21 protein-coding genes are annotated in these 25,021 nt (G+C 54.4%); 6 read left to right on the forward strand and 15 right to left on the reverse strand.

Annotated elements, in window-relative coordinates; genetic code table 11:
* Positions 1-15 precede the first annotated feature (15 nt).
* From nhaD to FY034_RS08025, 5 genes are all read right to left on the reverse strand, one after another.
* Complete coding sequence (gene nhaD, locus FY034_RS08005; RefSeq protein ID WP_265555018.1) at positions 16-1,308, reverse strand: sodium:proton antiporter NhaD; 1,293 nt, start codon at positions 1,306-1,308, stop codon at positions 16-18.
* A 98-nt stretch (positions 1,309-1,406) separates the two neighbouring features.
* Positions 1,407-1,946 (reverse strand): hypothetical protein, encoded by a 540-nt coding sequence (locus FY034_RS08010; RefSeq protein ID WP_265555019.1) that lies wholly within the window; start codon positions 1,944-1,946, stop codon positions 1,407-1,409.
* Between the two features lie 100 nt (positions 1,947-2,046).
* The gene (locus FY034_RS08015) at positions 2,047-3,792 is read right to left on the reverse strand and encodes a sodium:solute symporter family protein (RefSeq protein ID WP_265555020.1); all 1,746 of its coding nucleotides are present in this window, start codon (positions 3,790-3,792) and stop codon (positions 2,047-2,049) included.
* Positions 3,793-3,852: 60 nt separating this feature from the next.
* On the reverse strand, positions 3,853-4,119 hold the full coding sequence (locus FY034_RS08020) for a DUF4212 domain-containing protein (protein ID WP_265555022.1): 267 nt from the start codon (positions 4,117-4,119) through the stop codon (positions 3,853-3,855).
* A 98-nt stretch (positions 4,120-4,217) separates the two neighbouring features.
* A complete protein-coding gene (locus FY034_RS08025; protein ID WP_265555024.1) occupies positions 4,218-4,997 on the reverse strand; it encodes an IclR family transcriptional regulator in 780 nt (259 codons plus the stop codon).
* A gap of 889 nt (positions 4,998-5,886) precedes the next feature.
* On the opposite strand from FY034_RS08025, the gene FY034_RS08030 reads away from it, so the two are divergent.
* Positions 5,887-7,344, forward strand: coding sequence for a DUF294 nucleotidyltransferase-like domain-containing protein (locus FY034_RS08030; RefSeq protein WP_265555026.1), 1,458 nt, complete (start codon positions 5,887-5,889; stop codon positions 7,342-7,344).
* Between the two features lie 117 nt (positions 7,345-7,461).
* Here the strand turns inward: FY034_RS08030 and FY034_RS08035 are convergent, their stop codons facing one another.
* The 8 genes from FY034_RS08035 to FY034_RS08070 form a co-directional block, all read right to left on the reverse strand.
* On the reverse strand, positions 7,462-8,841 hold the full coding sequence (locus FY034_RS08035; RefSeq protein WP_265555029.1) for a TRAP transporter large permease: 1,380 nt from the start codon (positions 8,839-8,841) through the stop codon (positions 7,462-7,464).
* Positions 8,838-9,512, reverse strand: a complete 675-nt coding sequence (locus FY034_RS08040) for a TRAP transporter small permease (protein ID WP_265555030.1) — start codon at positions 9,510-9,512, stop codon at positions 8,838-8,840. Before FY034_RS08040 ends, FY034_RS08035 begins: the two co-directional genes overlap by 4 nt.
* Before the next feature lie 96 nt (positions 9,513-9,608).
* Positions 9,609-10,610, reverse strand: a complete 1,002-nt coding sequence (locus FY034_RS08045) for a TRAP transporter substrate-binding protein (protein WP_265555032.1) — start codon at positions 10,608-10,610, stop codon at positions 9,609-9,611.
* Between the two features lie 218 nt (positions 10,611-10,828).
* On the reverse strand, positions 10,829-12,043 hold the full coding sequence (locus tag FY034_RS08050) for an MFS transporter (RefSeq protein ID WP_265555034.1): 1,215 nt from the start codon (positions 12,041-12,043) through the stop codon (positions 10,829-10,831).
* Complete coding sequence (locus tag FY034_RS08055) at positions 12,043-13,410, reverse strand: sigma-54-dependent transcriptional regulator (RefSeq protein ID WP_265555036.1); 1,368 nt, start codon at positions 13,408-13,410, stop codon at positions 12,043-12,045. The genes FY034_RS08050 and FY034_RS08055 overlap by 1 nt, the downstream gene beginning before the upstream one ends.
* Before the next feature lie 9 nt (positions 13,411-13,419).
* The gene (locus FY034_RS08060) at positions 13,420-13,812 is read right to left on the reverse strand and encodes a response regulator (RefSeq protein ID WP_265555038.1); all 393 of its coding nucleotides are present in this window, start codon (positions 13,810-13,812) and stop codon (positions 13,420-13,422) included.
* A gap of 19 nt (positions 13,813-13,831) precedes the next feature.
* Entirely contained in the window at positions 13,832-15,301 is a 1,470-nt protein-coding gene (locus FY034_RS08065; RefSeq protein ID WP_265555040.1) for a two-component system sensor histidine kinase NtrB, read from the reverse strand.
* A gap of 55 nt (positions 15,302-15,356) precedes the next feature.
* Entirely contained in the window at positions 15,357-17,876 is a 2,520-nt protein-coding gene (locus FY034_RS08070) for a PAS domain-containing sensor histidine kinase (RefSeq protein ID WP_265555042.1), read from the reverse strand.
* A 98-nt stretch (positions 17,877-17,974) separates the two neighbouring features.
* Between FY034_RS08070 and FY034_RS08075 the strand changes: the two genes are divergently transcribed.
* Together FY034_RS08075 and FY034_RS08080 are read left to right on the forward strand one after the other, a co-directional pair.
* On the forward strand, positions 17,975-19,822 hold the full coding sequence (locus tag FY034_RS08075) for a UbiD family decarboxylase (protein ID WP_265555044.1): 1,848 nt from the start codon (positions 17,975-17,977) through the stop codon (positions 19,820-19,822).
* 87 nt (positions 19,823-19,909) lie between these two features.
* Entirely contained in the window at positions 19,910-20,416 is a 507-nt protein-coding gene (locus tag FY034_RS08080; protein WP_265555045.1) for a chemotaxis protein CheW, read from the forward strand.
* A gap of 91 nt (positions 20,417-20,507) precedes the next feature.
* Here FY034_RS08080 and FY034_RS08085 read toward each other — a convergent pair whose 3' ends face one another.
* Positions 20,508-21,629: a methyl-accepting chemotaxis protein gene (locus FY034_RS08085; RefSeq protein WP_265555048.1), complete on the reverse strand. Its 1,122-nt coding sequence runs from the start codon at positions 21,627-21,629 to the stop codon at positions 20,508-20,510.
* Between the two features lie 125 nt (positions 21,630-21,754).
* On the opposite strand from FY034_RS08085, the gene FY034_RS08090 reads away from it, so the two are divergent.
* From FY034_RS08090 to FY034_RS08100, 3 genes are read left to right on the forward strand one after another with little or no spacing between them, the layout of a single operon-like run.
* Positions 21,755-22,714 carry a metal ABC transporter solute-binding protein, Zn/Mn family gene (locus FY034_RS08090; protein ID WP_265555050.1) on the forward strand — a complete coding sequence of 320 codons (960 nt, stop codon included), beginning with the start codon at positions 21,755-21,757 and terminating at the stop codon, positions 22,712-22,714.
* The gene (locus FY034_RS08095) at positions 22,702-23,451 is read left to right on the forward strand and encodes a metal ABC transporter ATP-binding protein (RefSeq protein WP_265555051.1); all 750 of its coding nucleotides are present in this window, start codon (positions 22,702-22,704) and stop codon (positions 23,449-23,451) included. Before FY034_RS08090 ends, FY034_RS08095 begins: the two co-directional genes overlap by 13 nt.
* A gap of 1 nt (position 23,452) precedes the next feature.
* On the forward strand, positions 23,453-24,292 hold the full coding sequence (locus FY034_RS08100; protein ID WP_265555053.1) for a metal ABC transporter permease: 840 nt from the start codon (positions 23,453-23,455) through the stop codon (positions 24,290-24,292).
* 118 nt (positions 24,293-24,410) lie between these two features.
* On the opposite strand, the gene FY034_RS08105 is transcribed toward FY034_RS08100, so the two are convergent.
* Entirely contained in the window at positions 24,411-24,998 is a 588-nt protein-coding gene (locus FY034_RS08105) for an HD-GYP domain-containing protein (protein ID WP_265555056.1), read from the reverse strand.
* Between the last annotated feature and the right edge of the window lie 23 nt (positions 24,999-25,021).

Below are 25,021 nucleotides of genomic sequence, written 5' to 3' on the forward strand. Positions count from 1 at the left end.
AAAGGAGACTCTTTCCTAGTGAAACAGTTTGTACTGTATGATGTAGGCAGCAATACCGCCAAAATAGCCCACCAGGGCCAGACCGCTGATCCGTTTGACATACCAGAAAAAGTGGATCTTTTCCAGGCCCATGGCCGCCACACCTGCTGCAGAGCCGATAATCAGGATTGATCCTCCGGTTCCGGCGCAGTAGGCCATGAATTCCCACAGGAAACTGTCCGGCGGATACTGGGCCATGCTGTACATCCCCATTGAGGCAGCCACAATCGGCACGTTATCCACAATGGCGCTGACCATGCCGATGATGGACACAATCACGTCCTCACGCCCCACGGCCTGGTTCAGCCACTTGGCCAGATTGCTGAGGATATGGGTGTGTTCAAGGGTGGCCACGGCAAGCAGAATACCGATAAAAAAGACAATCGAACTCATGTCGATATGCTTCAGGGCCCGCACCAGCGTCAGGTGTTCCTTGTGCTCATCCTCTTTCTTGCTGTGCAGCAGTTCACCCACCAGCCAGAGGATACCCAGGCCGAACAGGATACCCATGAATGGCGGCAGATGGGTTATGGTCTTGAAGATCGGGACTGCCACCAGGATGCCGATCCCCATGGTAAACATCAGGTTCTGTTCAAAAGGGGTGGTCTTTTGATGGGGACCGTGACCGGACCCATGTGCTGAGGCCGGGCTGACTACTTCACGCCCCCGCAGGATATAGCTGGTGATGGCCAGTGGTACAATCATATTGATCATGGCAGGGATAAAGACCCCCTTCATGATTTCCAGCGTAGTGATCTGTCCGCCGATCCAGAGCATGGTGGTGGTGACGTCGCCAATCGGTGACCATGCACCACCGGCGTTGGCGGCAATCACAATAATCCCGGCAAAGAAGAGCCGGTCATCATGCTTGTCCAAGAGTTTTTTTATCAATGAGATCATGACAATGGTGGTGGTCAGGTTGTCCAGCACCGAGCTGAGGAAAAAGGTTACGAAGCCGACCAGCCACATCAGGGTCGAGAGTTTGGTGGTCTTGATCCGGGAGGTGATAACCTCAAAGCCGTTGTGGGCATCCACCACCTCTACAATGGTCATGGCCCCCATCAAAAAGAACACAATTTGGGCAGTGGCTGCCAGAGATTCATTCAGCTGTTCCCCCACCAGATGGTGATCCCCGGTAAACAGTGCATAGATAGTCCAGAGAAGACCGGCGCCGATCAGAGCCGAGGCAGATTTGTTGACTTTGATTGGATGCTCAAGGGCAATGGCAGCATAGGCAATTATGAACACAACAATAAGCATGGTCAGCATGATGATCTCTCCGGAACATACTAATTTAATTACAACCATGGCTCACGCCGGCATCAGCGAAAAGGGGGCTGAACCGGACGGTGTGCGGTTGTTGATCGCTATTTTTTGAAGTAACGGAACATTGGCAAGTCGCCGATACAACCGGTTGAGGCCTCCGGGTTTTCCGGGTCGGCTGGTGGATCTCTTAAGGCGTCAGCAACAATCATGCCGCCGATGGCACCGTACAGCAGCGCTGCAGCACCGCCGGTCAGAAGAGTCTTTGCCTCTGTGCCGATACCAACTCCGGTAAAGAGCAGGCCGGTTACCAGGCCGACAACCCCCAGAATAATGGCACCCAGTTTTCTGCTGCCGGTTTTCTGCGCGGCCCAGCCACCAACCGCCCAGGACATCATGGAGTAAACCGCAAATCCGCCCAGACCCCAGCGGGCAGAAAAATCATCCATAATGCCGTTAAAGGAGAGGGCCGTTGGTATGATTGTCGAGGTAAGGCTTAATCCGGCAAAGCTACAAAGCATTAGTGCACCGATAGAACGGAACTTGATGCCCATGATGAACGCGAGAATCCCTGCGTTAAAGCTGCGGATGGTTTTCAGAATCATGTTTTCTTTTCTCTCTATGGTCGTAGCCGAGTGGTGCATACCATACCTCCTTTATATAAAGACCGCCATGTTTAAAAAGAGCGGCTGCCGTGTTAGCGACAGCCGCTTATCTCAGTGCATAGAAACCGTCAGCAGCGTATTAATGGCCGGCTGAAGGAGGTGTAACCAGTTTGCCCGGGTAGCGCAGACTGCCAACCAGATCCTGAATCTCTTGTGGTGGTTCCGGGGTCAGTTTGCCCACCACATACATCACCACAAAGTTCAACACTGCTCCAACCGCACCGATACCTTCCGGTGAAATACCGAACCACCAGTGTTGTGCATTGTTGACAGCCGGATTCACAAACTTGAAGTAGCTGATGTAGGCGGCAACAAAGATGATACCAACGATCATGCCGGCCATGGCACCTTCTTTGTTGGCCTTTTTGTTAAAGATACCCATCAGGATACAGGGGAAGAAGGAGGCAGCCGCCAGACCAAAGGCAAAGGCCACCACCTGTGCCACAAAGCCTGGCGGGTAAATTCCAAACAGACCGGCAATGCAAACCGCCACACCGGCTGCGCCACGGGCCCACCATAATTCAGCTGATTCAGACATGCCGGGTGTGATAATGCCCTTCATTAAGTCATGGGAGATGGCGGCTGAGATGACCAGCAACAAACCAGCCGCAGTCGAAAGTGCGGCGGCCAGACCGCCGGCACCGATCAGGCCAACCACCCAGTTGGGCAGCTTGGCGATTTCAGGGTTGGCCAACACCATGATGTCGCGGTCAATCTTGACTTCGTTCTTGCTCTTGGGGTCTTTAACATCGCCTTTGGCAATCGTCATGATGCCGTCGCCGTTCTTGTCTTTAAAGCCGACCAGACCGGTTTTTTCCCAGTTTTTGAACCAGGAAGGGGCATCAACATATTTGACGTTATGTATTGATTTTACAAAGTTGGTGCGTGCAAACACGGCAATTGCCGGTGCCGTGGTGTAGAGCAGGGCAATAAAGAACAGGGCCCATCCGGCAGAAGAACGGGCATCCCGCATCTTGGGAACGGTAAAGAAACGGATCAGGATGTGGGGTAGACCGGCAGTACCGATCATCAGGGACATGGTGATAAACCAGACGTCAATCCTGGGACGTACTCCATTGGTGTAGGCGCTGAAACCAAGATCCTTCTGGATATTGTTCAAAACATCCAGAAGATACTTGCCTTGGGTTGTCATGTCGTTCAGCTTAGCGGCACCTTCAGCAGAGATCGTTGATCCCATGCCCAGCTGGGGAATCGGATTGCCGGTCAGCTGCATGGAGATAAAGATTGCCGGTACAAGGTAAGCTATGATCAAAACCACATACTGGGCCACCTGGGTGTAGGTGATCCCTTTCATGCCGCCCAGGGTGGCATAGAAAAAGACCAGAGCCATACCGATGATAACCCCCTGGTTGATGCTGACCCCCATGAAACGGGAAAACACCACGCCAACACCCCGCATCTGGCCAGCCACATAGGTAAATGAGACAAAGATGGCGCAGAGAAGCGCAATGACCCTGATGCTGTTGGAATAATAACGGTCAGCCATGAACTGGGGGATGGTGAACTTGCCGTATTTACGCAGGTACGGGCCGAACAGCATGGCCAGGAGCACATAGCCGCCGGTCCAGCCCATTAGATAAAACGAACCATCCCGTCCCATGAACGAGATCAGGCCGGCCATGGAGATGAAGGAGGCTGCCGACATCCAGTCGGCACCGGTTGCCATGCCGTTCAGAACGGCTGGGACTGACTGCTCGGCTGCATAGAAGTCACCGGTTGATTTTGCCCGTGATGCATAGGCGATGTAGATGTACAGGGCAAAACTAAGCCCGGTGAGAATCCAGGTCCAGGTAAGAATGCTCATAGTTTGTCACCTCGTGATGTTATTGAATAAAATTGTGTCAACGCGGTACACATCGGATTCTTACCCTTCGTGCACGTCATACTTCTTGTCCAAGTTGTTCATCATGTAGACATAGGTAGTGATCAGGATTACGAAAATGACAATTGATCCTTGATTTGCAAACCAGAACCCGACTGGAAAGCCCATGATCATAAATTGATCAAGCTGGTCAACAACCATGATTCCACAGAAAAACGAGACAAAAAACCAGATAGCCAGGTGGACAGCAATGATAACCAGGTTCTCTTTCCAGTATGCCTGTAACTCTTTTGTTGCATGAATTGACATAACGTGCCTCCTTGGTAAAAGTGAAACTGCATGAAAAGACGAGCCTTGAAACTCTCCTTGATCAATCGCCTCCTTTCACTAAATTTGGTTCCTGTTGTTTACGCCGGTGCATAGCCGAATTTTCCTGAGAGGATCTCAGCCCCCTCCTGCAATGAAGGTATGATTTCCTTTTCCAGCCGCTCAGTCAGCATTCTGACCGATGGACCAATCAGGGTAATGGCGCCAATCACCTTGCCGGTATAGTCGCGTACAGCCACAGCCACGCTGATGATTCCTTCTCCCAATCCACCAAAATCAACGGCAACACCACGTGAGCGGATTGTCTCCAGCTCTGAGTCAAGCTGTTCAAGGTTGGGTATTCCCTGCTTCTGCCGTCCGCACTTTCTTAACAGCTTCTTCAGCAGGTCGCGGGAGTCAAGGGCGCGGATCACCTTGCCGGCTGCATTGGTGAAAAACGGAACCTGACGTCCGACCAGCGGAGCCGTTTTGAGCGGCTGCCCTCCATCAACCATATCCAGAAACAGCACATCGTTGTCGCGGGGTACTGCCATGTAAACCGACTCACCATGTCTGCGGACCAGTTCCTCAAGAATTGGATGGGCATAGTTGATAACACTGGTTTTCATGAGCATCTTCTGGGCCAGCGCTACGGAACAGAGGCCCAGACGGTAGACCGCCAGTTGTTCATCAAATTCAACCAGGCCATTCTTGCAAAGAGAGTTGAGTAGGGTGGCTGTGCTGGTGCGGGGCAGATTGATATGACCCGCCAGAAAATGCAGTCCGAGGCCGTCGTTTGATTCAGCCAGGATCTCAAGCAACTCAAGGATCTTGTTTGCGGCTTTATCTGTCTGCATCGATGCAGAGGAACGTTTCAACATGGTTGAACCTCACTCTCTATGACTATAGTTGTGTTGTACTAAACAACTTTAAATTATTGATTTCTAAGCATTTTTATATGTGCTGGCGTGAGCGAACCAGCCCCGGATTGTGGCAGTGGTGCTCCAGCAACATGTTTCAGCAGCTGCTTGATTAAGGCTTAACGGGAAAAATCAGGATACGCGGGAGAAGTGCTGTGGTGGGGCTCGACCATGCAGTGGCAGCAAGGGGATTGATTTGATTTGAACAACGGACAACAGGACCGGACGGGTAGTGGAGGTGGTTAGGGGTAGAGTGGCTGGGAGGAGCGGGATTTGGACAGCGGTTGCCCGGTTGATGGAGACACGGCGACTTTCCTGAACCTGTGGCTGACTCCTGAAGTCCGGCCTAAAGTCCGGACACTTGTCCCCGGTGTAGGACAGGGGGGCTGTCAGGATCATGGTGAAAATCACTATGCGGGCCAATAACCTCAGCATAACGTGCCTTTTCTCTCATGTGGATCAGGTTTGATCAACTTGTGTTTTAAAAGTGCCGAAATCAACTCATGTGTCGTTTATAATATTATGTTTTAAATTAGTCAATACAATTTTTTAAAATGAATTAAATTAAAAAAATATTGTAATTATAAATTGTTATGTATAATGCGTTGCCTTTTTGGTGTGGGTAATGCGGCTATATTCTTTGATATTTTTGAAATAATAAAAAACTGTTTATAAAAAACAGACATGTTTGATGGATTGTTATAAAAAGTAATTATAGGTTTAAATCTATTTTGGTAAACCGGTGTTTAAAAATATCGAAGGCGGCTGAGAGTGGCTTTACTTTCCTTGAATTCAGGTTACAGTAGGTGCAGACAGTGTCACTAATGCCGTGCATGGCCAGGGAGGCAGCATGCCAGATATCCCGATCAACCAGGACAGTTTCTTCTTCATCGCCGTGGATTATCTCTGTAAGCGGCCTCCTGTTACCTGTACGCCAGACACGACCGTGGTGAAAATGGCTGACTTGATGCACCAACACGACATATCGGGGATCGTGGTGGTGGAGGGGACGGCACCGGTTGGGATTGTCTCATTGCGAGATCTGCGTGAACTGGTGGCCCACAATCTGTCGGGGATTGCCGCTCTTACGGTGAAACAGGTAATGCGTACCAGCCTGATCACCATCGGACGGCATGACTATCTCTTCAAGGCGATCTTCAGAATGGCTAAGCACAATATTCATCGGCTGGTTGTGTTGAACAGTGATGGCAGTCTGGCTGGCGTTATTACCAATACCGATCTGCTGCGGGTGCAGACCCGTTGTCCGCTGTATCTATCCCAGGAGATTGAAGCTACCGAAAACTTTGAGCAGTTGCGTGCAACCGGCTTGCGGATGATGGATATGCTGCAGTTTGCCACCAAGAGCGGCGCTGATACCCAGAGTTTGATCTCGTTGATTGCCCATTTTAATGATGCCATGACCCTGCGGATCATTGAGCTGCTGGATAGCCTGGAAGGGGTACGGCTACCTGAAAATGCCGCCTGGCTGGCGTTGGGGAGTGAGGGGAGGGGAGAACAGACCCTGCGGACTGATCAGGACAACGCCATTGTCTATGCGGATACGGTTTCGGATCAGGAATATGAAGCGATCAGGCTGTTTGCTGAGCGGGTAGTGGATCGTTTGGAGTTTATCGGAGTACCCCGTTGTCCTGGCGGCACCATGGCCATAAACCCTGAGTGGCGGCACAGCGTGTCGGACTGGAAACAGATCCTGACCGGTTGGATAACCACCCCTTCGGCGGATAACATGGTTAATTTTGGTATGTTTCAGGATCTGAGAATCCTTCACGGATCAAAAGAACTGGAACAGACCCTGCGAGAGCATATTATCACCATCAGCCACCAGCATTCGCTGTTTTTTCCCTATATGGCAAAGAATATCGTGAGGTTTAAGCCGCCAATGGGAATGTTCGGCAGGATCAAGACCGAATCGCGGGGGGAACATAAGGGTTGCTTTGATCTGAAAAAAGGTGGGATCTTTGCCCTGACGCTGGGGATCAGTCTGTTGAGCCTGCATTATGGCAGCATGGGTGGTACCAGCTGGGAAAAGATTGCACGGCTGCGTGAAACAGGTAAAATTGCCGCCCATGATCTGGATCAGATTGAACAGTCTTTCAATTTTCTGTTGAAGCTGCGGCTTGAAAAACAGTTCAGGGCGCTGGAGTCAGGCCGTCAACCCGGCAATTATGTCAACCCGCTGGTGCTGACTGAACGGGAGCGGGAACAGTTGCGGGATGCCTTCAAAGGGGTAAATCTGTTACTGCATATTCTGGAAGATACTTTTCAGCTGCAGATGATCAGGATGTGAAGCAGATTCGGTGCAATGGGGGTGATTTTTGTCTTGTACAAAAATGGCGAGTATCAACAAAAGGCCTGTCTGACGACAGGCCTTTTGTTGATACGTACGTAGTTACTTACCGTTTTTTCAGTATCCCAGCATGCGGGGCAGCCAGAGTGAGATGATCGGAACGTAGGTAATCAACAGCATGAAGATCACCATGGCGATCAGCCACGGCAGCACCGCCATGGTCAGCTCTGAAATGCCCATCTTGGTGATGCCGCTGGCAACATAGAGGTTCAGGCCAACCGGCGGGTGGCACATGCCGACCTCCATGTTGACGGTCATCAGGATACCGAAGTGCACCGGGTCGATTCCCAGCTGCATGGCAACCGGGAACAGGATTGGTGCCAGGATCAGGATAATCGAGGAGGGCTCCATCACGTTACCGGCCAGCAGCAGCAGCACGTTCGTCACCAACAGGAAGGCAACCACGCCCAGATTATGATTCAGAATCCAATCTGCCATGATCTGGGGGATCTGCTCAGAGGTCATCAGGTAAGAGAACAGTACCGCATTGGTAATGATATACAGCAGCATGGCTGACATGTTGGCAGAGTCCAGCAGTACCTTGGGGATACCTTTAAAGGTCATATCCTTGTAGACGAATACCGCCACAAAGAAGGCGTAGACTGCACTCATGGCCGCTGCCTCGGTGGGGGTAAATACGCCGGAATAGATCCCGCCCAGTACGATTACAATCAGTAACAAGCCCCAGATGCTCTCTTTGAAGGCCTTCAGGCGCTCTTTGGCGGTTGCCTTGGGCAAACGTGGGTAGTCGAACTTGCGTGCCCGGTACCAGGCCACGGAACCCAGCAGGATTGCCAGCATGATACCGGGGATCACGCCGGCCATGAAGAGTGCGCCAACAGAGGTGTTGGTGGCAACTGCATAGATAACCATGACAATTGAAGGTGGAATCAGGATCCCCAATGAACCCGAGGTTGCAATCACCCCGGCGCCGAAGTTTCTGGGGAAACCTGCCTTGACCATGGCCGGCAGCAGGATTGAGCCGATGGCTACTACCGTGGCCGGACTTGAGCCTGAGACGGCTGCAAACAGGGCACAGGCCATAACCCCGGCCAGGCCCAGGCCACCATGCCAGTGACCAACCATTGAGGTGGCAAAACGGATCATTCGTTTGGCAACACCGCCGTGGGTCAGGAAGTTGCCTGCCAGAATAAAGAACGGAATCGCCATGATCTCAAACTTCTCAATGCCGGTGAACAGCTTCATGGCCACGGTTTCAGGCGGCACATGGGACATGAAGAAGAGAAAGGTCAAGACCGTCAGGCCAAGAGAGATGGAGATCGGCATGCCGGTCAGCATCAGTCCGATCAGCAAGGCAAAAACAATACCGACATTGCCGAGGGAGGCGATGGCCACCAGTGAACACAGAATGCCGATTACCCAGATAGCAGCCTTTTTAGGTGTCAATAGCACCTGTGTGTTAGCGTGCGCGCTCATTTGACACCTCCTTCTTCAACCTTTGGATCAAATTTATGTGCTTCGTATTCCTCAAGTGCCTCAGTTGCATCAACTGTTTCATCATCCAGGCCGTCAACGTGCGAGTGGTCGTGATGTGGCAGTTCACCGGTGCGGGCAAAGGTCCATGCTACCTGCAGGAAACGGAAGCACATCAGAGATGAGCCTAAAGGGATGGCCAGGTAGACAGCCCAGGTTGGCCACTCCAGGTCAGGCGTAATCGGCCCTTCGTAGAGATCATCCGGAATAGGCAGTCCGAATCTGGTGAGCATGGAGTAGTGCATGCCGTTTTCCCAGACAAAGTTGGCGCCCAATGTGGCGATAATGCCGGTAAAAACGGCGCCGCTGAACAGGCCGATCAGTACTGAAGTCTTGCACCATTTGGGGGGCAGGCGGTTGATTAGGACATCCACCCCGACGTGAATGCCGGTGCGGACGCCGTAGGCAGCCCCGAACTTGGCCATCCAGACAAACATGTAGATGCAGAGTTCCTGGGCCCAGGCCATGTTGAAGCCGAGCAGCCAGTCCTGAAAGGCAGGGATCGGGATGCCCATGAGGTAGCGGCGGGTAACGGCAACGGCAATAACAATTGTTGCTGCACCGATAAGGGAGGTGATGATCCATTCCTCCAGATGGTCAAGGTATTTCATCATAATCTCTATCTCCTGCGTTGGATTACTTCTGTCACAAAAAGGCTCCGGACGCAGTAAAGCCGCTGCAGGTGGAGCAGCGGCTTTACTTGATTACGCCTATTTGTCTGGGCTGTAACCGGTCTCCTTGTAGACTTCCTTGATTACATCAGCACCAATCCGTGACATATTGTCCTTGTGGGCCTTGTCCATGGCCTTTTTCCAGGCAGCGCGCTCCTGCTTGGTCAGGGTGATGAGCTGTGAACGCCCTGATTTTTTGACAGCAGCCAATGCTTCGTCGTTATCCTTTTTGGCAACATTGTTGGCAAAAACGGTGGCATCCTTCATACAGCCATCCAGAATGGTCCGGATATCAGCCGGCAGCCCCATCCAGAACTTCTTGTTGACCAGTACGGCATAACCCAGGTAGCCATGGTTCGAAAGGGTGACGTACTTTTGTACTTCATGCATTTTCTGGGTGTAAAGGTTGGATGGCGGGTTCTCGGTGCCGTCAACAACACCGGTCTGCAGGGCCTGATAGACCTCGGAGAAGGCCATAACCTGCGGCATGGCTCCCATTGAACGCATTTCGGAGTCCAGAACCTTGGATGATTGAATCCGCATCTTGAGGCCTCTGAAGTCCCCCGGCACTCTGAGTGGCTTGTTGGCAGACATGACCTTGAAGCCGTTATCCCAGTAGGCCAGGCCGATCAGGCCTTTGCTTTCCAGTTTCTTGAGCAGCTTTGCACCCACCGGTCCCTGGGTTACCTTATGCAGTTCCGCATAGTCGTCAAAGATAAACGGCAGATCAAACAGCTCGAACTCCTTGATGCCCAATGGTCCGAATTTGGCCAGGGAAGGGGCCAGCATCTGGACTGAACCCATCTGCAACGCCTCCATCTCTTCCTTGTCCTTGAAGAGCTGGCTGTTGGGGTAGACCTCTACCTTGACCCGCCCCTTGGTGCGCTCTTCGGCCAGCTTTTTAAAGTAGTTGGCGGCTTGCCCTTTGGGGGTCTCATTGGCCACGACGTGGCTGAACTTGATGACGATCGGTGCTGCTTGTGCACTCAGCGGGAGTGCCAGAGTCACGGTAACCAGTGCTGCCAGAATCTTCTTGAACATGCGTTGCCTCCTTGTCGTTGGTATGCATCAGATAAAGCAGTGGATTGAGTATATCGCAGAATTGTGTTTTAACTAGCAACGCCAGTGCCAAAATTCAATTAAATGCCCTAACAGCCTGTTTGGGTTGATGATTATGTTTACGTTGCAGCGGAATAAGGTTTTATTGGTAATAACAACTGGCGGATTTCAGCCAGGTGGTGGTGGCGGTTTTTGGCCATTCAGGTGGTGTGCTCGGCGTATCTGCGACTGAGCTGTTCGGTGCAGCCAAAGGCAGCCAACAGTAACAGGCATATCATCGCAGCAACACCGGGCCAGGCGTAACTGCTCCAGAAGTAACCGCCCAGGGTGCCGGAGATGCTGGAGCCGAGGTAGTAGGAAAACAGGTACAACGATGAAGCCTGGGCACGATAACTGGTTGCCCTGCGGCTGACCCAGCCTGAGGCGATGCTGTGAACCCCGAAAAAACCGCAGGTAAACAGGGCTATCCCGGCAATGATACTGATGAGCGATCTGGGCAGTGTCAGCAGGATGCCGCAGGCCATGGCAGCGATGGTGGCCCTGATGACAAACCTGCGGCCAAAGCGTTGTATCAGACGTCCCATCATGGCCGAGCTGAGTGAGCCAAGGAAATAGATCAGAAAGATCAGGCTGATAACAGACTGACTTAAGGAATAGGGTTTCAGCAGCAGGCGGAAACCGATGTAGTTGTAGAGACTGATAAAGCAGCCCATGCAGAGAAAGGCTACCCCGAACAGACAGAGCATGCCCGGATCTTTCAGGTGATGCAGCAGGGAGGGCAGCAGAGTCCGCAGATCAAGGCGCCGCTTTTGAAAACGGGTTGAGGCCGGCAACAGCCTGATAAAGGAAAACGCCAGTAACAGGCTGACACAGCCGGTCAGGCCGATGGCCGAGCGCCAGGGCAGGTAATCGGCCATGATGGCGGTAACCACCCTGCCTGACATGCCGCCAACGGCATTGCCGCTGATATAGAGCCCCATGGCAGAGGCGATGGCGGTTGCGTCCATCTCCTCACCCAGGTAAGCCATGGCAACCGAGGGGACGCCGGCCAGCACGGCGCCCTGGGCAAAGCGGATCAGGAGCAGGGTGGGCAGGGTGGTGGAAAAGGCGGTTGCTATGGCCAGCAACGAGGTCAGGATCAGGGCTGTTACCATGACCGGTTTACGGCCGATTGCATCTGATGTCAGGCCTGAAAAAAGCATGCCGATGGCCAGTGTGGCGGTACTGATTGAGAGTGTCAGGCTGCTGGTGGCGGGGGAAATGCTGAATTCCCGGGTAAACAGCGGCAACAGCGGCTGCAGGTCGTAGAGGGTGACAAAGGTGATGAACCCGGCACAGAATAAGGCCAGGTTGGCCTGCCGGTAACGGGGAGAGCCGATGGTGATTGGAGGCTGGGGCTGATCGAGTGGGTGCATTACAAGCCGTATTTCTCCATTTTGTAACGCAGGGTACCCCGGGGAATCTTTAGGATCAAAGAGGCCTTGACCACGTTTCCGGCAGCCTGTTCCAGGGCAGATGCAATCAGCTGTTTTTCATAGTTGGCTACACTGATTTCAAGTCCTTGTAGTAGGCTATCGTCAGTAATGCTTGATGTCTTGGTGGCCGGGTGCTGATGGAGTTCAGGCGGTAGATGGGCCGGTACCAGCAGGGGACCGTGGGCCATGATACAGATCCGCTCGATGATGTTGCGCAGTTCTCTGATGTTGCCCGGCCAGGGATAGCTGAGCAGCATCTGTTCTGCAGCAGGTTCAATCCCCTTGAACGACTTGCCAAAGGCCTGACTGAAGTGGGAAAGAAAATATTTGGCCAGCAACAGGATATCAGTGCCCCGTTCACGCAGGGGGGGCAGGTGCAGCGGTACCACGTTGAGCCGGTAGAACAGGTCTTCACGGAAGGTGCCGATATGTATCCGCTGCCGCAGATCACGATTGGTGGCGGCAATCACCCGCAGATCAACCGGCAGGTCCTTGGACCCGCCGACCCGCCGGACGGTGCGTTCCTGCAGTACTCGCAGCAGCTTGGCCTGTAGACTGGCGTACATGTCTCCGATTTCATCCAGGAAGATGGTGCCGTTGTGGGCCTCTTCAAACAGCCCGGTCTTGCGGGATGCTGCACCGGTAAAGGCCCCTTTTTCGTGGCCAAACAGCTCACTTTCCATCAGTTCAGTGGGGATGGAGGCGCAGTTGACCGCCACAAAGGGGTGCTCCTTGCGATCTGACAGGGAATGAATCGCCCTGGCCACCAGCTCTTTGCCGGTGCCTGATTCACCGGTTACCAGCACCGTAGCAGTCGGAATTTTGGCCACCTCCCGCACCTGATCCAGCACCTGCCGGAAGCAGGAACTTTCCCCCAGCAGCGGCACATCAAGTCCCAGGGCGCCTGAACGCCGCAGGCCGCGGACTTCCCGCTTCAGTTCCTGGGTCTGCAGGGCCAGTTTGACAATCACCCGCAGGGCATCAGCCTTGAACGGTTTCTTCATATAGTCAAAGGCCCCCAGTTTGAGGGCATCCACGGCAGTTTCAACCGAACCGTAACCGGTGATAATAATTACCAGCAGATCCGGATTGACCTCCTTCAACGCACCCAACAGGTCAAGACCGTTCTCAGGCCCCAGGTTCAGATCAAGCAGGGCCAGGTCAATCTCATCACTGCCCACCAGTTCAAGCGCTTCCGAGGCGTTGGATGCCTCAAGCACACGGTAGCCATCCTCGTTCAGAATCCGCTGGACATTCTCCCGGATAAATGATTCGTCGTCTATTATCAGAATCGTTTCTGTAAGCATACTGGCCTGTTAAGATAATTTGTGAGGGGCAGGGGCTGCCAGGGTATCCTGAACTGCAGCCAGGAGTGCTTCGCAGGTGACCGGTTTTGCCAGGACCTTGTTAACCGGCATCCGTTGAGCGATTGCCAGCAAGGTCTGTTGGGTCAGGTTGGGGGAGCCGCCGGTTATGGCGATGATTTTGGGCGGATTGTCCGTACGTGCGCTGGACATGATCACCTCAAAACCGTCGGATTCAGGCATGACAATGTCGGTTATTACCAGATCGACCTGTTCAGCCAAAAGCAGTTTGTGTGCCTGTCTGCCGTTTTCAGCTTCAACCACCCGGTGCCCACCAATCTGCAGAAAGCCTTTCAAGACGGTGCGAACCTGGGGTTCATCATCAATCAGTAGAATCAGTGCCATGGGAATAATCCTTGATGCTCTATGTGGTGCCGTTTTGATTCGGCATCAGACAGGCTGCAACAGCCGGAAGAAACACTGAAAAACAGCTGCCCTGACCTGCTTGTGACTCAACCTGCACAAACCCGCCATGCTGTTTGACCGTACCATATACCATGGCCAGGCCTAAACCGGTGCCTTTGCCCACCTCTTTAGTGGTGAAAAACGGTTCAAAGATCTTCTGTCTGATTTCTTCAGGGATTCCCTGACCTGTATCCTGTACCATCAGTACCGCATAGGTTCCCGGTATTCTGTCCTTGGCCCCGCCAATACTCTGCTCGTCAAGCAAGCGCTCCGCCGTGGCAATTGTTATGGTACCGCCTGTTGGCATGGCATCCCGCGCGTTGGTGATAAGGTTGAACAGCACCTGCTGCAGCAATACTTCATCGGCTGTAATGATCAGGGCTGTTTCAGCCAGCTCAAGCTGCAGCGTCGTATTTTTATGCAGCAATTTCTGGGCCAGAAGTTGCGAATCCTTGACCAACTGATTCAATTCCAGCGGGATGCTGTTGATGGTTTGTTTGCGACTGAAGGCGAGCATGCTGCGGGTAAGGGCAGTACCCCGTTCAACCGCCTTAAGAATTTCCTTCAGTTGTGGCGGGTCTGGACTGGTTTGCTTCAAGTCATACTGCAGGATCTGGGTGTTGCCAGAGATGATCTGCAGGATGTTGTTAAAGTCATGGGCGATCCCGCCTGCCAGCTGGCCGGCAGCCTCCATCTTCTGTGCGTGGCGTAACTGGTCTTCAAGCTGGCGGCGTTCAGAGATATCAACAAAAGTGCAGACCATGCCGATGATCCGGTCCTGTTCCTGAATCGGATGGACACTGTAGGAAACCGGAAAAGCGCTGCCATCCTGCCGCCAGAAGACTTCATCGGTAACCAGTGCCGGTGCTGCCCCGGTGGTAATCATGCGGTGCGCCCTGCATTCTGTTTCAGGGTAGGGAGTGCCATCGGCATGGCTGTGGTGCATCAGTTGATGCATGTTTTTACCCAACAGTTGTTCCGTCGAACTGTATCCCAGCAGGCGGGCGCAGGAGCGGTTGGCCAGGATACAGCGCCCCTCTTCGTCAGTGCCGTAGATCCCTTCAATGGTTGAATCGAGCAGTAGCTTGATACTGCGCAGGTTTTCCCGATTTTGATGTTCCACAATTAGCTCGTTACGCTGCTTTAAGGCCCGCATCCAGGCGATCGGGGCGGCAATCAGGAGTGCTAGGAACGTAACGGCTGAAATGGTGACAAGTTGATGTTGCTGCAGGGCACTGGTTAAAGGGGAACGCTCATCAACGGACTGTATTTTGCCGAACTTGTAGAGCAGATCCAGGTGGCTGCTTCGTTCAAGCAAAAAAATTGCCCCGCTCGCCAGCAGGGTAAACAGTGCAAGCGGCAGGAAACGCCCCAGAAAGAGGGTGAACATGGATTTAAGACCGGATATGTTTTTGAAAATCTGTTTCACAATGCTCCTTGGTACCAGGTTTTCTGGCTGCCTATAGCAGCAATTGATTGTGTTGTCATATTGAAACAGCACCGGGAAGTACCTGCAGCAGCGGCAGACGGATCCTGAAACTGGTGCCGTGGCCAAATGCCGAGTCCACGCTGATACTGCCGCCATGTTCCTCAATAATCTGGCGGGTGATGGAGAGCCCAAGCCCGGTGCCGGCGCCTTTACGGGTAAAGAACGGCTCAAAGATCAATGGCAGGTCCTGGGCCGGGATACCGTGACCGGAGTCGGTAACCGTTATCAGTGCATCATGGCTATCGCGGTTGATGGTCATGGTGATCGTTCCTCCCAGCGGCAGGGCCTCCAGGGCGTTTTTCAAGAGGTTCAGCAAGGCCTGGCGGATTTTTTCCGCATCAATCAGGCAGTTTGGCAACGGACTGCGTTCAAGGTTCAGGACAATCCCCTGCCGTTGACAGGCACGCTGCATCAGCATCACCACATCTTCGGCAGCTTCACCCGGGTTGCCCGGTGCAAAGCGTGAGCGGGGCGGGGCTGCAAAGGTCAACAGGGCCGAGATCAGCCGTTCCATCCGTTCGATCTCGGCCATGGCTTTGGTCAGCATCTCACGATCTTTGTCACCCAGTTGAGCACGGTCATGCAGGTCGTCCAGCAGCAGCGAGATGCCGGTCAGAGGATTACGGATCTCATGGGAGATGCCGGCTGCCAGTTTCCCCAGTGAGGCCAGCCGTTCAAGCCGGACCGTTTCCTCCCGCAAATCCTCCCGGATGGTCTCATCCCGCAACGTTACGGTCAATCCCCGTTCTGCGTGTTCGCCAATCGGAAAGATGCCGACGTCAAAGTGCCGGATCCTGCCATCCTGTTCCACCTTGAGCGGTTCACGGCCATAACCGCTACCTTCGCTAAAGGCGCGGCCGATCCTGGCCGGCAAGGCCTCCCAACCGTCAAAGACAGTGGCGTAATGGCTGCCGAGCGGCCAGCTTCTTCCCAGAAAACTCTCGACCGTGCTGTTGCGTGAGGTGAGGGTGCCGTCGGGCGCAAAGGTGGTGATGGCACTGGAGATACTTTCCAGAATGCTTTCCTTGAAGTTGCGTTCATCCAGAATGGCCTGCCGGGATTCCTGCAACTGTTCAAGGGTTGCAACAAGATTGGCTTTACGCTGTTCAAGTTCTGCCACCATGGCATTAAAGGCCAAGGCCAGTTCTGCCAGTTCGTCACTGCCCTTCACCACAACACGATTGCCGGTTTCCCCGTTGGCTAGGCGGCGGGCACCCTCACTGAGGTGCTGCAGCGGGCGGGTGATGCCCCGTGCCAGCAGCCAGGCAGCCAGCGCTGCAACCAAGGCTGCCAACGAGATGAATAGAGCGCTTTTCTGGCGGTATTCTTTCAGTTTGCTGGTTATGAGATGACTGCCGGCGCTGGCCTGTTGCTGGAACTGGTCAACCTGGTACCCGATGGTTATGCCGCCAAAGATGCCGTGCCGTTTATACGGGCCGGTATTATACAGGATCGGGGCATAGGCCATGATCTTGCGGGCACCGCCCACGTTGGTCAGTTCAAGCACACCGCTTTGCTGTTTTCTGACTAACGCCGAGGCCTTGGGGTAGTTGGGGTGGATAAAACCGGCGTAATCCAGATTGAATGGAATGGTGCCCGCCTCAATACTGCGGGCGGAAGAACGGTCGGTGTAGGGCGGTACCAGGCGGCCCTGCCGGTCAACACCACGGATATCCCACAACTTGGGGTGGGTGATGATCCAGCCTTCATCATCAAACAGAAAGGCGTAGTTGCCGCTTTTGTAGGAGGGAAAAACGGTTGAAAAATGGGGGCCCGGATCAATGTGTTGGGTAAACTCCATCAGGTGGCGATGATCCATGGAGATGACAAAGGCCCCATTAAAGCGCCCATCCGGCCCATACAGCGGCATGCCGAAACGGATCACCCCTTCATAGCGGCTGCCCAGTGCCTGTTCAGGCTCATCGGCCCCGGCCAGCTGTTGCTGTTTGTTGACATGAAAGCCGGTCAGGTGGGTGACATGGATCTGCCCCGGCTGCATGCTTTTGATGGCCTGGAAGTAGGTCTCGCTTTTGAATTCAGTGAATGCCGGCAGGGCAACGTTGCGCAACTCTGCAGGGGGCAGGAAGCGGCCATCCTTCAGTACCATCTGCTCCTGACCGTTTGCATCGATCAGGGCAAAGGAGCGGTAGATCGGCAACTGCTCCCGAACCTCACGGACCTGGTTGGCTGCAACGGCACGGCGTTCCCAGACCTCGCTGCGCTGCTGTTTCCAGAAGGAGAGCAGCACCTGTCGGTCAGCGGCAAAACGGCTTAAAAAACGCAGGTCGTCTTCGCGGCGGTAAAGGTAGTCGGCAATGTTGTCGGCCACCTGACGGGCCCGCATCTGCAGCCCTTCAGCGGCCTGTTGTTCGGCGCTGTTGCTGATTTCCAGCGCCAGCCGGTCCCGCACCTGTTCAAGTCCTGAAAACTGGAAAATTGAGGCAACCAAAAGCGGCAGCAGCGCTATCAGCAGCGAGGCGATCAGAAATTTTCTGAAGATAGTCGGTCTGATCATAGGGAACCAGGGTCAGGGTTAAGGTTCAGGTTGAATTGACGTGGTGCAGATGATACCGTATCCGGCACTAAATGACAGCCAGAAAAGAGAAGAAATCGATGGGATACAGAAATCTTCAGGATTGTGTCGAGGACCTGGAACGTCATGGCATGCTGCGCCGGATTGAGGTGCCGGTTGATCCCTATCTTGAGGCCGGCAGTATCCAGCGCCGGGTCTATCAGGCTGGCGGCCCTGCGCTTTTGTTTACCCAGGTGACCGGTTCTGCCTTTCCGATGCTGGGCAACCTGTTTGGTACCCTGGAACGGACCCGCTTTATCTTCCGTGACACCCTGCGAACCATCGAGACCCTGGTGAAGCTGAAGGTGAATCCCTTTCAGGCCCTACAGGAACCGGCCCGTTTGCTGGGAGCTCCATTGGGAGCCCTGCACCTGTTACCGAAGCGGGTGTCACAGTCCCAGGCCCCATCGCTGAGCTGCCGGACAAAACTTTCGGCACTGCCCCGACTGGTCTCATGGCCCAAGGATGGCGGCGCCTTTATCACCCTGCCACAGGTCTATAGTGAAGATCCGGCCAAGCCCGGTTTTGGCAAATCCAACCTGGGGATGTACCGGGTCCAGATCTCCGGCAATCAGTATCAACCGGACAAGCAGGTCGGCCTGCATTATCAGATTCATCGCGGTATCGGTGTTCACCATCAGGAGGCGATCCGTCGGGGGGAGCGTCTGAAGGTGAACGTGTTTGTGGGAGGTGCCCCCTCCATGTCGGTGGCAGCGGTCATGCCGTTACCGGAAGGGATGCCGGAGCTCTCCTTTGCCGGCCTGCTGGGAGGACACCGGATCGCCATGGCAGCACTGCCGGGCTGTTTGCCAATACCGGCTGAAGCGGATTTCTGTATTGTCGGCTCCATTGATCCCCATGCCACCCTACCGGAAGGCCCTTTTGGTGATCATCTGGGCTATTACAGCCTGACCCACCCCTTTCCGTTTATTGAGGTTGAGGCGGTCTATCACCGTCCTGATGCGATCTGGCCCTTTACCACGGTGGGGCGGCCGCCCCAGGAGGATACCTCCTTTGGTGCCTTTATCCATGAGCTGACCGGCGACCTGATCCCCACGGTATTGCCCGGCATCAAGGCGGTGCATGCCGTGGATGCCGCCGGGGTGCATCCGTTGCTGCTGGCCATCGGCTCTGAACGCTACACCCCCTATGACGGTGTGACCCGTCCTTTGGAGTTACTGACCCAGGCCAATGCCGTTCTGGGGCAGGGGCAGCTTTCCCTGGCAAAATACCTGTTGATTGTTGCTGAACAGGATAACCCGCAACTGGATATTCATGATATTGGCGCCATGTTCAGCCATCTGCTGGAGCGGGTGGACTGGCAGCGTGACCTGCATTTCCAGACCGCTACCACCATTGATACCCTGGATTATTCCGGTGGCGGCTTCAACAGCGGTTCCAAGCTGGTCATGGCTGCCGCAGGTCGGATCAGGCGTTGTTTGCTGACGGAGCTGCCGGGCGATATTCCTGTGCCGTCCGGTTGGTCAGATCCAGCCCTGGCATTGCCCGGTGTGCTGGTGCTGCAGGGCAGTATCCCGGTCCCGGACAATGGCGAATCTGATCAGGCAATTCAGGCACTCTGCAGCTTCTGGGAGCAACGCCCTCTGCCCGATGGGATCGCCTTGGTAGTCATTGTTGATGACAGTGCGTTCTGCAGCCGTTCTCTGGATAACTTTCTGTGGGTTGCCTTTACCCGTTCGAACCCTGCTGCAGATATCTACGGTGTCGGGGCCGCAACGCGGCAGCGGCACTGGGGGTGTAGAGGACCACTGGTGATCGATGCACGCAGGAAACCGTTTCATGCCCCGGCGTTGGAGGAGGATCCGGCTGTTGAAAAGCGGATTGAAGAGCTGGCTTCTGCAGGGGGCCCGCTTTACGGCCTGTTTTAGGGATATTACCCTATTTTACTTTTGTAAAACTGTGCTATGATCCAAGCAACGTAACGAGTCCATTATTCCCTCATAGAGGAGGTTTCAATGTCAACCACAGCCCTGGTAAAAAGCGGAGATGTCACCACAAGCGGAGACCAGTTGATCCAGTTGGTCAGTTTCATGCTCAGCAACGAAGAGTACGGTGTTGAAGTGTTGAAGGTGCGGGAGATCATCCGTATGCCCGGCATCACCAAGATGCCCAACACTCCTCATTATGTTGAGGGAATTATCAACCTGCGGGGCAAGGTGATTCCGATTATCTCAATGCGTAAGCGTTTTGGCTTGGCTGAGTCGGACTATGACAACCATACCCGCATTATGGTTATGGATGTTGCCGGCGGGCTGACCGGTTTCATTGTGGATGCGGTTTCCGAGGTTATCAGGATTCATTCCAGCGAGATTCAGCCTCCCCCCACCATGGTCTCCGGCAATATTGATCAGGAGTTCATTACCGGCGTGTTCAACCATGCTGACCGTCTGTTGATCATCATGGATGTGGACCGGATGTTCTCACAGCAGGAGCGGGAGTACTTTGGCAGTGTAGGTGAGTAGTAGTAGCTGCAGCGACTGAACATGCTGTATAAGCAAAAAGCCGGGAATTGCTTCCCGGCTTTTTGCGTTTATGGCAGGTAATGGTCGTTAATCAGTTGGCCCGGGAGATTTCTTCCAGGTTGCCGGCAATCACGGTGGCCGTTGCCGCCTGTTCTTCAGAGGCGGTTGCAATCTGAGAGATCAGGTTTTTGATGTTCTCAACCGAATCAACTATGGCGATCAGGGATGCCTCGGCCTGATGGGACAGTTGTTCTCCCTTTTCAGCCTCAGCCTTGCCATCTTCAATGGAGGCAACCGCCTTCTGGGTGTTGGACTGGATCTCCGTCACCATGGAACCGATCTGCTTGGTGGAGGTCATGGTCCGTTCCGCCAGTCTGCGGACTTCGTCGGCAACCACGGCAAAGCCGCGCCCCATCTCGCCGGCCCGGGCAGCCTCGATGGCAGCGTTCAGGGCCAGCAGGTTGGTCTGGTCGGCAATTTCATTGATGACGTTGACGATCTCGCCGATTTTTTCAGAGGTTGCACCCAGGTTGCCTACGATCTGGGCTGACGAGCGAACCACTTCCGCCACCTGCTGCATCCCCTTGACCGCCTGATTGACCACCCGCTGACCTTCATGGGCGCTGTCAGCCACCTGGCTGGCCGAGTCTGCAGCATTGGTGGTATTACCGGCCACCTCGTTGACGGTCATGCTCATCTCTTCCATGGCAGTGGCGATCTGGTGGATACGCTCCTCCAGATAGTTTTTGCGTTCAATATCCTTATGTTGTTGCTCTTTGATCTTGCGTTCGGCTGTAATGTCGCTCCAGCAGGCCATGAAGCAGAGCAGCTTGCTGCTGTCGCTGGGATCCCAGATCGGATAGGCCTTGGTCTGCAGGGTAACACCACCGATCGGAATATCGGCAGCGTGCGGCAGCTTGTTGCGTGGATCAGCAAAGATGTTGCGGATACGGGCCGGGTCCTTGTGGAACTGGTGGATCGAGTTGCCAAAGGCATTACTCACATCTGCGCCGCGCAGGCCACTGTTCAGCTCTGCACGGTGTTGTTGCAGCAGTTCCTTGGCCTTGCGATTCATGTAAAAGATCTTGTTGTCATTGGTGGTGTCACAGAGCATGACCACGTTGTCAACGTTGTCCAGCATCTGCATCAGCTTCTTGATTTCATTGTCCTTATCCAGCAGTTCCTGTTTGCTGGGGCCGCCGAAAAGTCCCATACCATGGCTCCTTTAATGCCGATGTAGTATCGCTTTTGATCAGTTCAGTATAGACGAGCAGAGGATAATTGCAAGGATTGGAAATGCGGGCTATGATGCCGCTACTAGTCAGGAGGGAAAGGGTTATGTTCAAAGGTGTACTACCAGTGCTGGTTGCACTTGCCGTTTGGGGGCTGCTTGTCACGGGCTGCCAGCCGCAGAAAACAGAGAGTAATCAGCCTGCACGACCGATCGTGATAACCACGCTGTTCCCATTGTACGATTTTGCCCGCACCATTGCGGGTGACCGGATGGAGGTACAGCTGTTGCTGCCTCCCGGTGTTGAGCCGCATCATTTTGAGCCGAAACCGGACGATCTGGCCCGCATCCACCGGGCTGCCCTGTTTGTCTATATCGGTCCTTTTATGGAGCCTTGGGCGGACAAGATCATACAAGGGGTTGATCGCACAAAGGTCCGGGTTGTTGCCGCTGCATCCGGCGTGACATTGTTGCCTTCCGTTACCCATACCGGTAAGGAACAGCAGCATCATGGCCACGACCATCAGGCTGAGGCCTCTGATCCCCATGTCTGGCTTGATTTTACGGCTGATCAGGCCATGGTTGCCAAACTGCTTGAGGCGTTGGTTGCTGCAGACCCTGCCGGTGCCGAGCAGTATCGCCGCCGGGCAGCAGCCCTGACAGAACAGCTGGCAGCCCTTGATGCACGCTATAAGGCCGGGCTTGCAAGCTGTAGCAGCAGGGTGCTGCTGCATGGCGGACATGCTGCCTTTGGCTATCTGGCCAACCGCTATAATCTGAACTACCAGGCCGCAGCCGGGGTCACTGCCGAACTGGAGGCAACTCCGCGCCGCCTGGCAGAACTGGTGCAGCAGGTGCGCAGGTACAACGTAAAGGCGATCTATTCCGAAGAACTGGTCTCTCCCCGCGTGGCACGGACCATTGCCGGTGAAACCGGTGCGACGGTGCTGAAACTGCATGGAGCCCATAACGTGGCAAAAGAAGATCTGGAACGGGGTGTCAGCTTCATCACGCTGATGGAAGAAAATCTGAAGAACCTGCAGGTTGGACTTTCATGCAGGAACTGATCAGGGTAGAACAACTTACCTGTCGTCACGGAGCAATAGAGGCGCTGTCCGACATCAGTTTCAGCGTGTCCGGTGGCGACTATCTAGGGATTGTTGGACCCAACGGATCAGGGAAAAGTACCCTGGTACGAGCCTTGTTGGGGTTGATGCCTTCGTATCAAGGCCGGATCTCGCTCTTTGGGCAGCCCCGTGACAGTTTTACCGCATGGCAGCGGCTGGGCTACTTGCCCCAGAATCTGGGGCCGCTTAACCCTGCCTTTCCTGCCACGGTCCTTGAGGTGGTGCAGTTGGGGTTGTTGGCCGGTAAGGGGCTGCCGCGGCGTCTCTGTCGCCATGATCGCCAGCAGGTGCAGGAACTGCTGGAACTGCTGGGGATTGAGCATCTGCAGCGCCGCATGATCGGTGAACTGTCCGGGGGGCAGCAACAGCGGGTCATGCTGGCCCGGGCCCTGGTCAATAATCCCGAACTGCTGGTGATGGATGAACCAACCGCAGCCCTGGACCCGGAGATCCGTGACCGTTTCTATGAGCTGGTGGCTCGGATGAACAAGACCAAAGGTACCACGGTCCTGCTGGTGACCCACGACACCGGTACCATCGGACAGTATGCCTCCCGCATGCTCTATCTGGATAAAAAACTGCTCTTCTTCGGCTCTTTTGATGAGTTCTGCCACTCTCCCGAGATGTCTGCCTTTTTCGGAGAGCATTCGCAACATCTGATCTGCCACAGGCATTGATATGACGATATTTGAAATGTTTTCATACAGCTTCATTCAGCGGGCCCTGTTGGCCGGTACCCTGATCGGTGTACTCTGTGCGGTGCTTGGTGTGTTTCTGGTGCTGCGCCGCCTGTCGCTGATCGGTGACGGTCTGGCGCATATCACCTTTGGCAGTGTGGCCCTGGCCCTGTTTGCCGGGTTGCAGGGGGCTGCCATGTTGCTGGTGTCGCTGCCGGTGGTGCTGCTGGCCTCGCTGGGGATTTTGAAGCTGACCGGCAAGGCCCGGCTGGGCGGAGATGCCGCCATCGGGATCGTTTCATCGGTCGGGGTCTCATTGGGGGTGTTGCTGGCAGTTCTGGGGCGCGGTTATGGCGTTGATCTGTTCAGCTACCTGTTTGGCAGCATCCTTGCCATCAGCCAGGCAGAACTGCTGGTGGCCGGCGGTCTGTTTGTTACCGTGCTGGCACTGCTTTGGCTGTACTACAATGATCTGGTGGCCTTGACCTTCAATGAAGAACTGGCGGTGGTCAGCGGCATCAGAGTCAGGTTTCTGAACGGTCTTCTGGCGGCCCTGACTGCGTTGACGGTGGTGCTGGCCATGAAACTGGTGGGAGTAATGCTGATCTCCGCACTGCTGATCCTGCCTGCCTCAGCTGCCCTGCAGGTGGCCCGGGGGGTCAGGATGACCGTGATTCTGTCGGTGCTGTTCTCACTTCTGTCGGTTGTCGGGGGGATTGTGCTGTCGTTTCTGCTGAACCTGCCGTCAGGCGCCACCATCATTCTGCTGGCGTTTGTGATCTTTTGTGCCGGTTATCTCTTCAGGCAGGTATCTGCAGCCGGCAGGCAGGAGAACAGATGATTGGGCCGGTCGGATAGCAGCTCTATGCGAGTGCAGCAACTGAGGTATAACCGTCTTGCGCTAGGCTTAGGCGGGGGAGCAGGCAGTTCATAATGATGCAGACAACTGCCGAACCGGTTTAGAAGTAAAAACTGAAGTCCTTCCATTCATGTTTGTTTTCTTCAAGGCTGGCAACCAGCTCGTCCACAATATCCGGATCAAACTGCTTCTCTTTCAGCTTGATTATTTCATCAACCGCCTCTTCCCGGCTCATGGCTGGACGGAATGAACGGGGTGAGACCATGGCGTCAAAGGCATCGGCCACGCAGATGATCCGTGCATGCAGAGGGATTGATTCATCCTGCAGGCGGGCCGGATAGCCGGTGCCGTCCCAGCGTTCATGGTGGTGCATGATGGTGGGCAGAATATGTGAAAGGTTTTCCAGGCCAACGATCAGCAGGCCTGCCTTGAGCGGGTGTTCCCGCATGATGATCTCTTCGCGCTGATCAAGCGGATTGGGTTTGTTCAGGGTTGCTTCGGTTGTGCCGACCGCCTTGCCGATGTCGTGCAGGATTGCACCGGCATAGAGATCCCGCAGTTCTATCTGGGACAGCCCCATACGGGCGCCGATGGCCAGGCTGATTTCAGCTACCCTGCGGGTATGGCCCTGGATATAGGTGTCTTTGACCTCAAGCGCCTCCACCAGCACCTGGATCAGGTTGTTCACAAAGCGTGGATCCCACGTTTGGG

The sequence above is a fragment of the Trichlorobacter lovleyi genome, assembly GCF_015239775.1.
Taxonomy (GTDB): domain Bacteria; phylum Desulfobacterota; class Desulfuromonadia; order Geobacterales; family Pseudopelobacteraceae; genus Trichlorobacter; species Trichlorobacter lovleyi_B.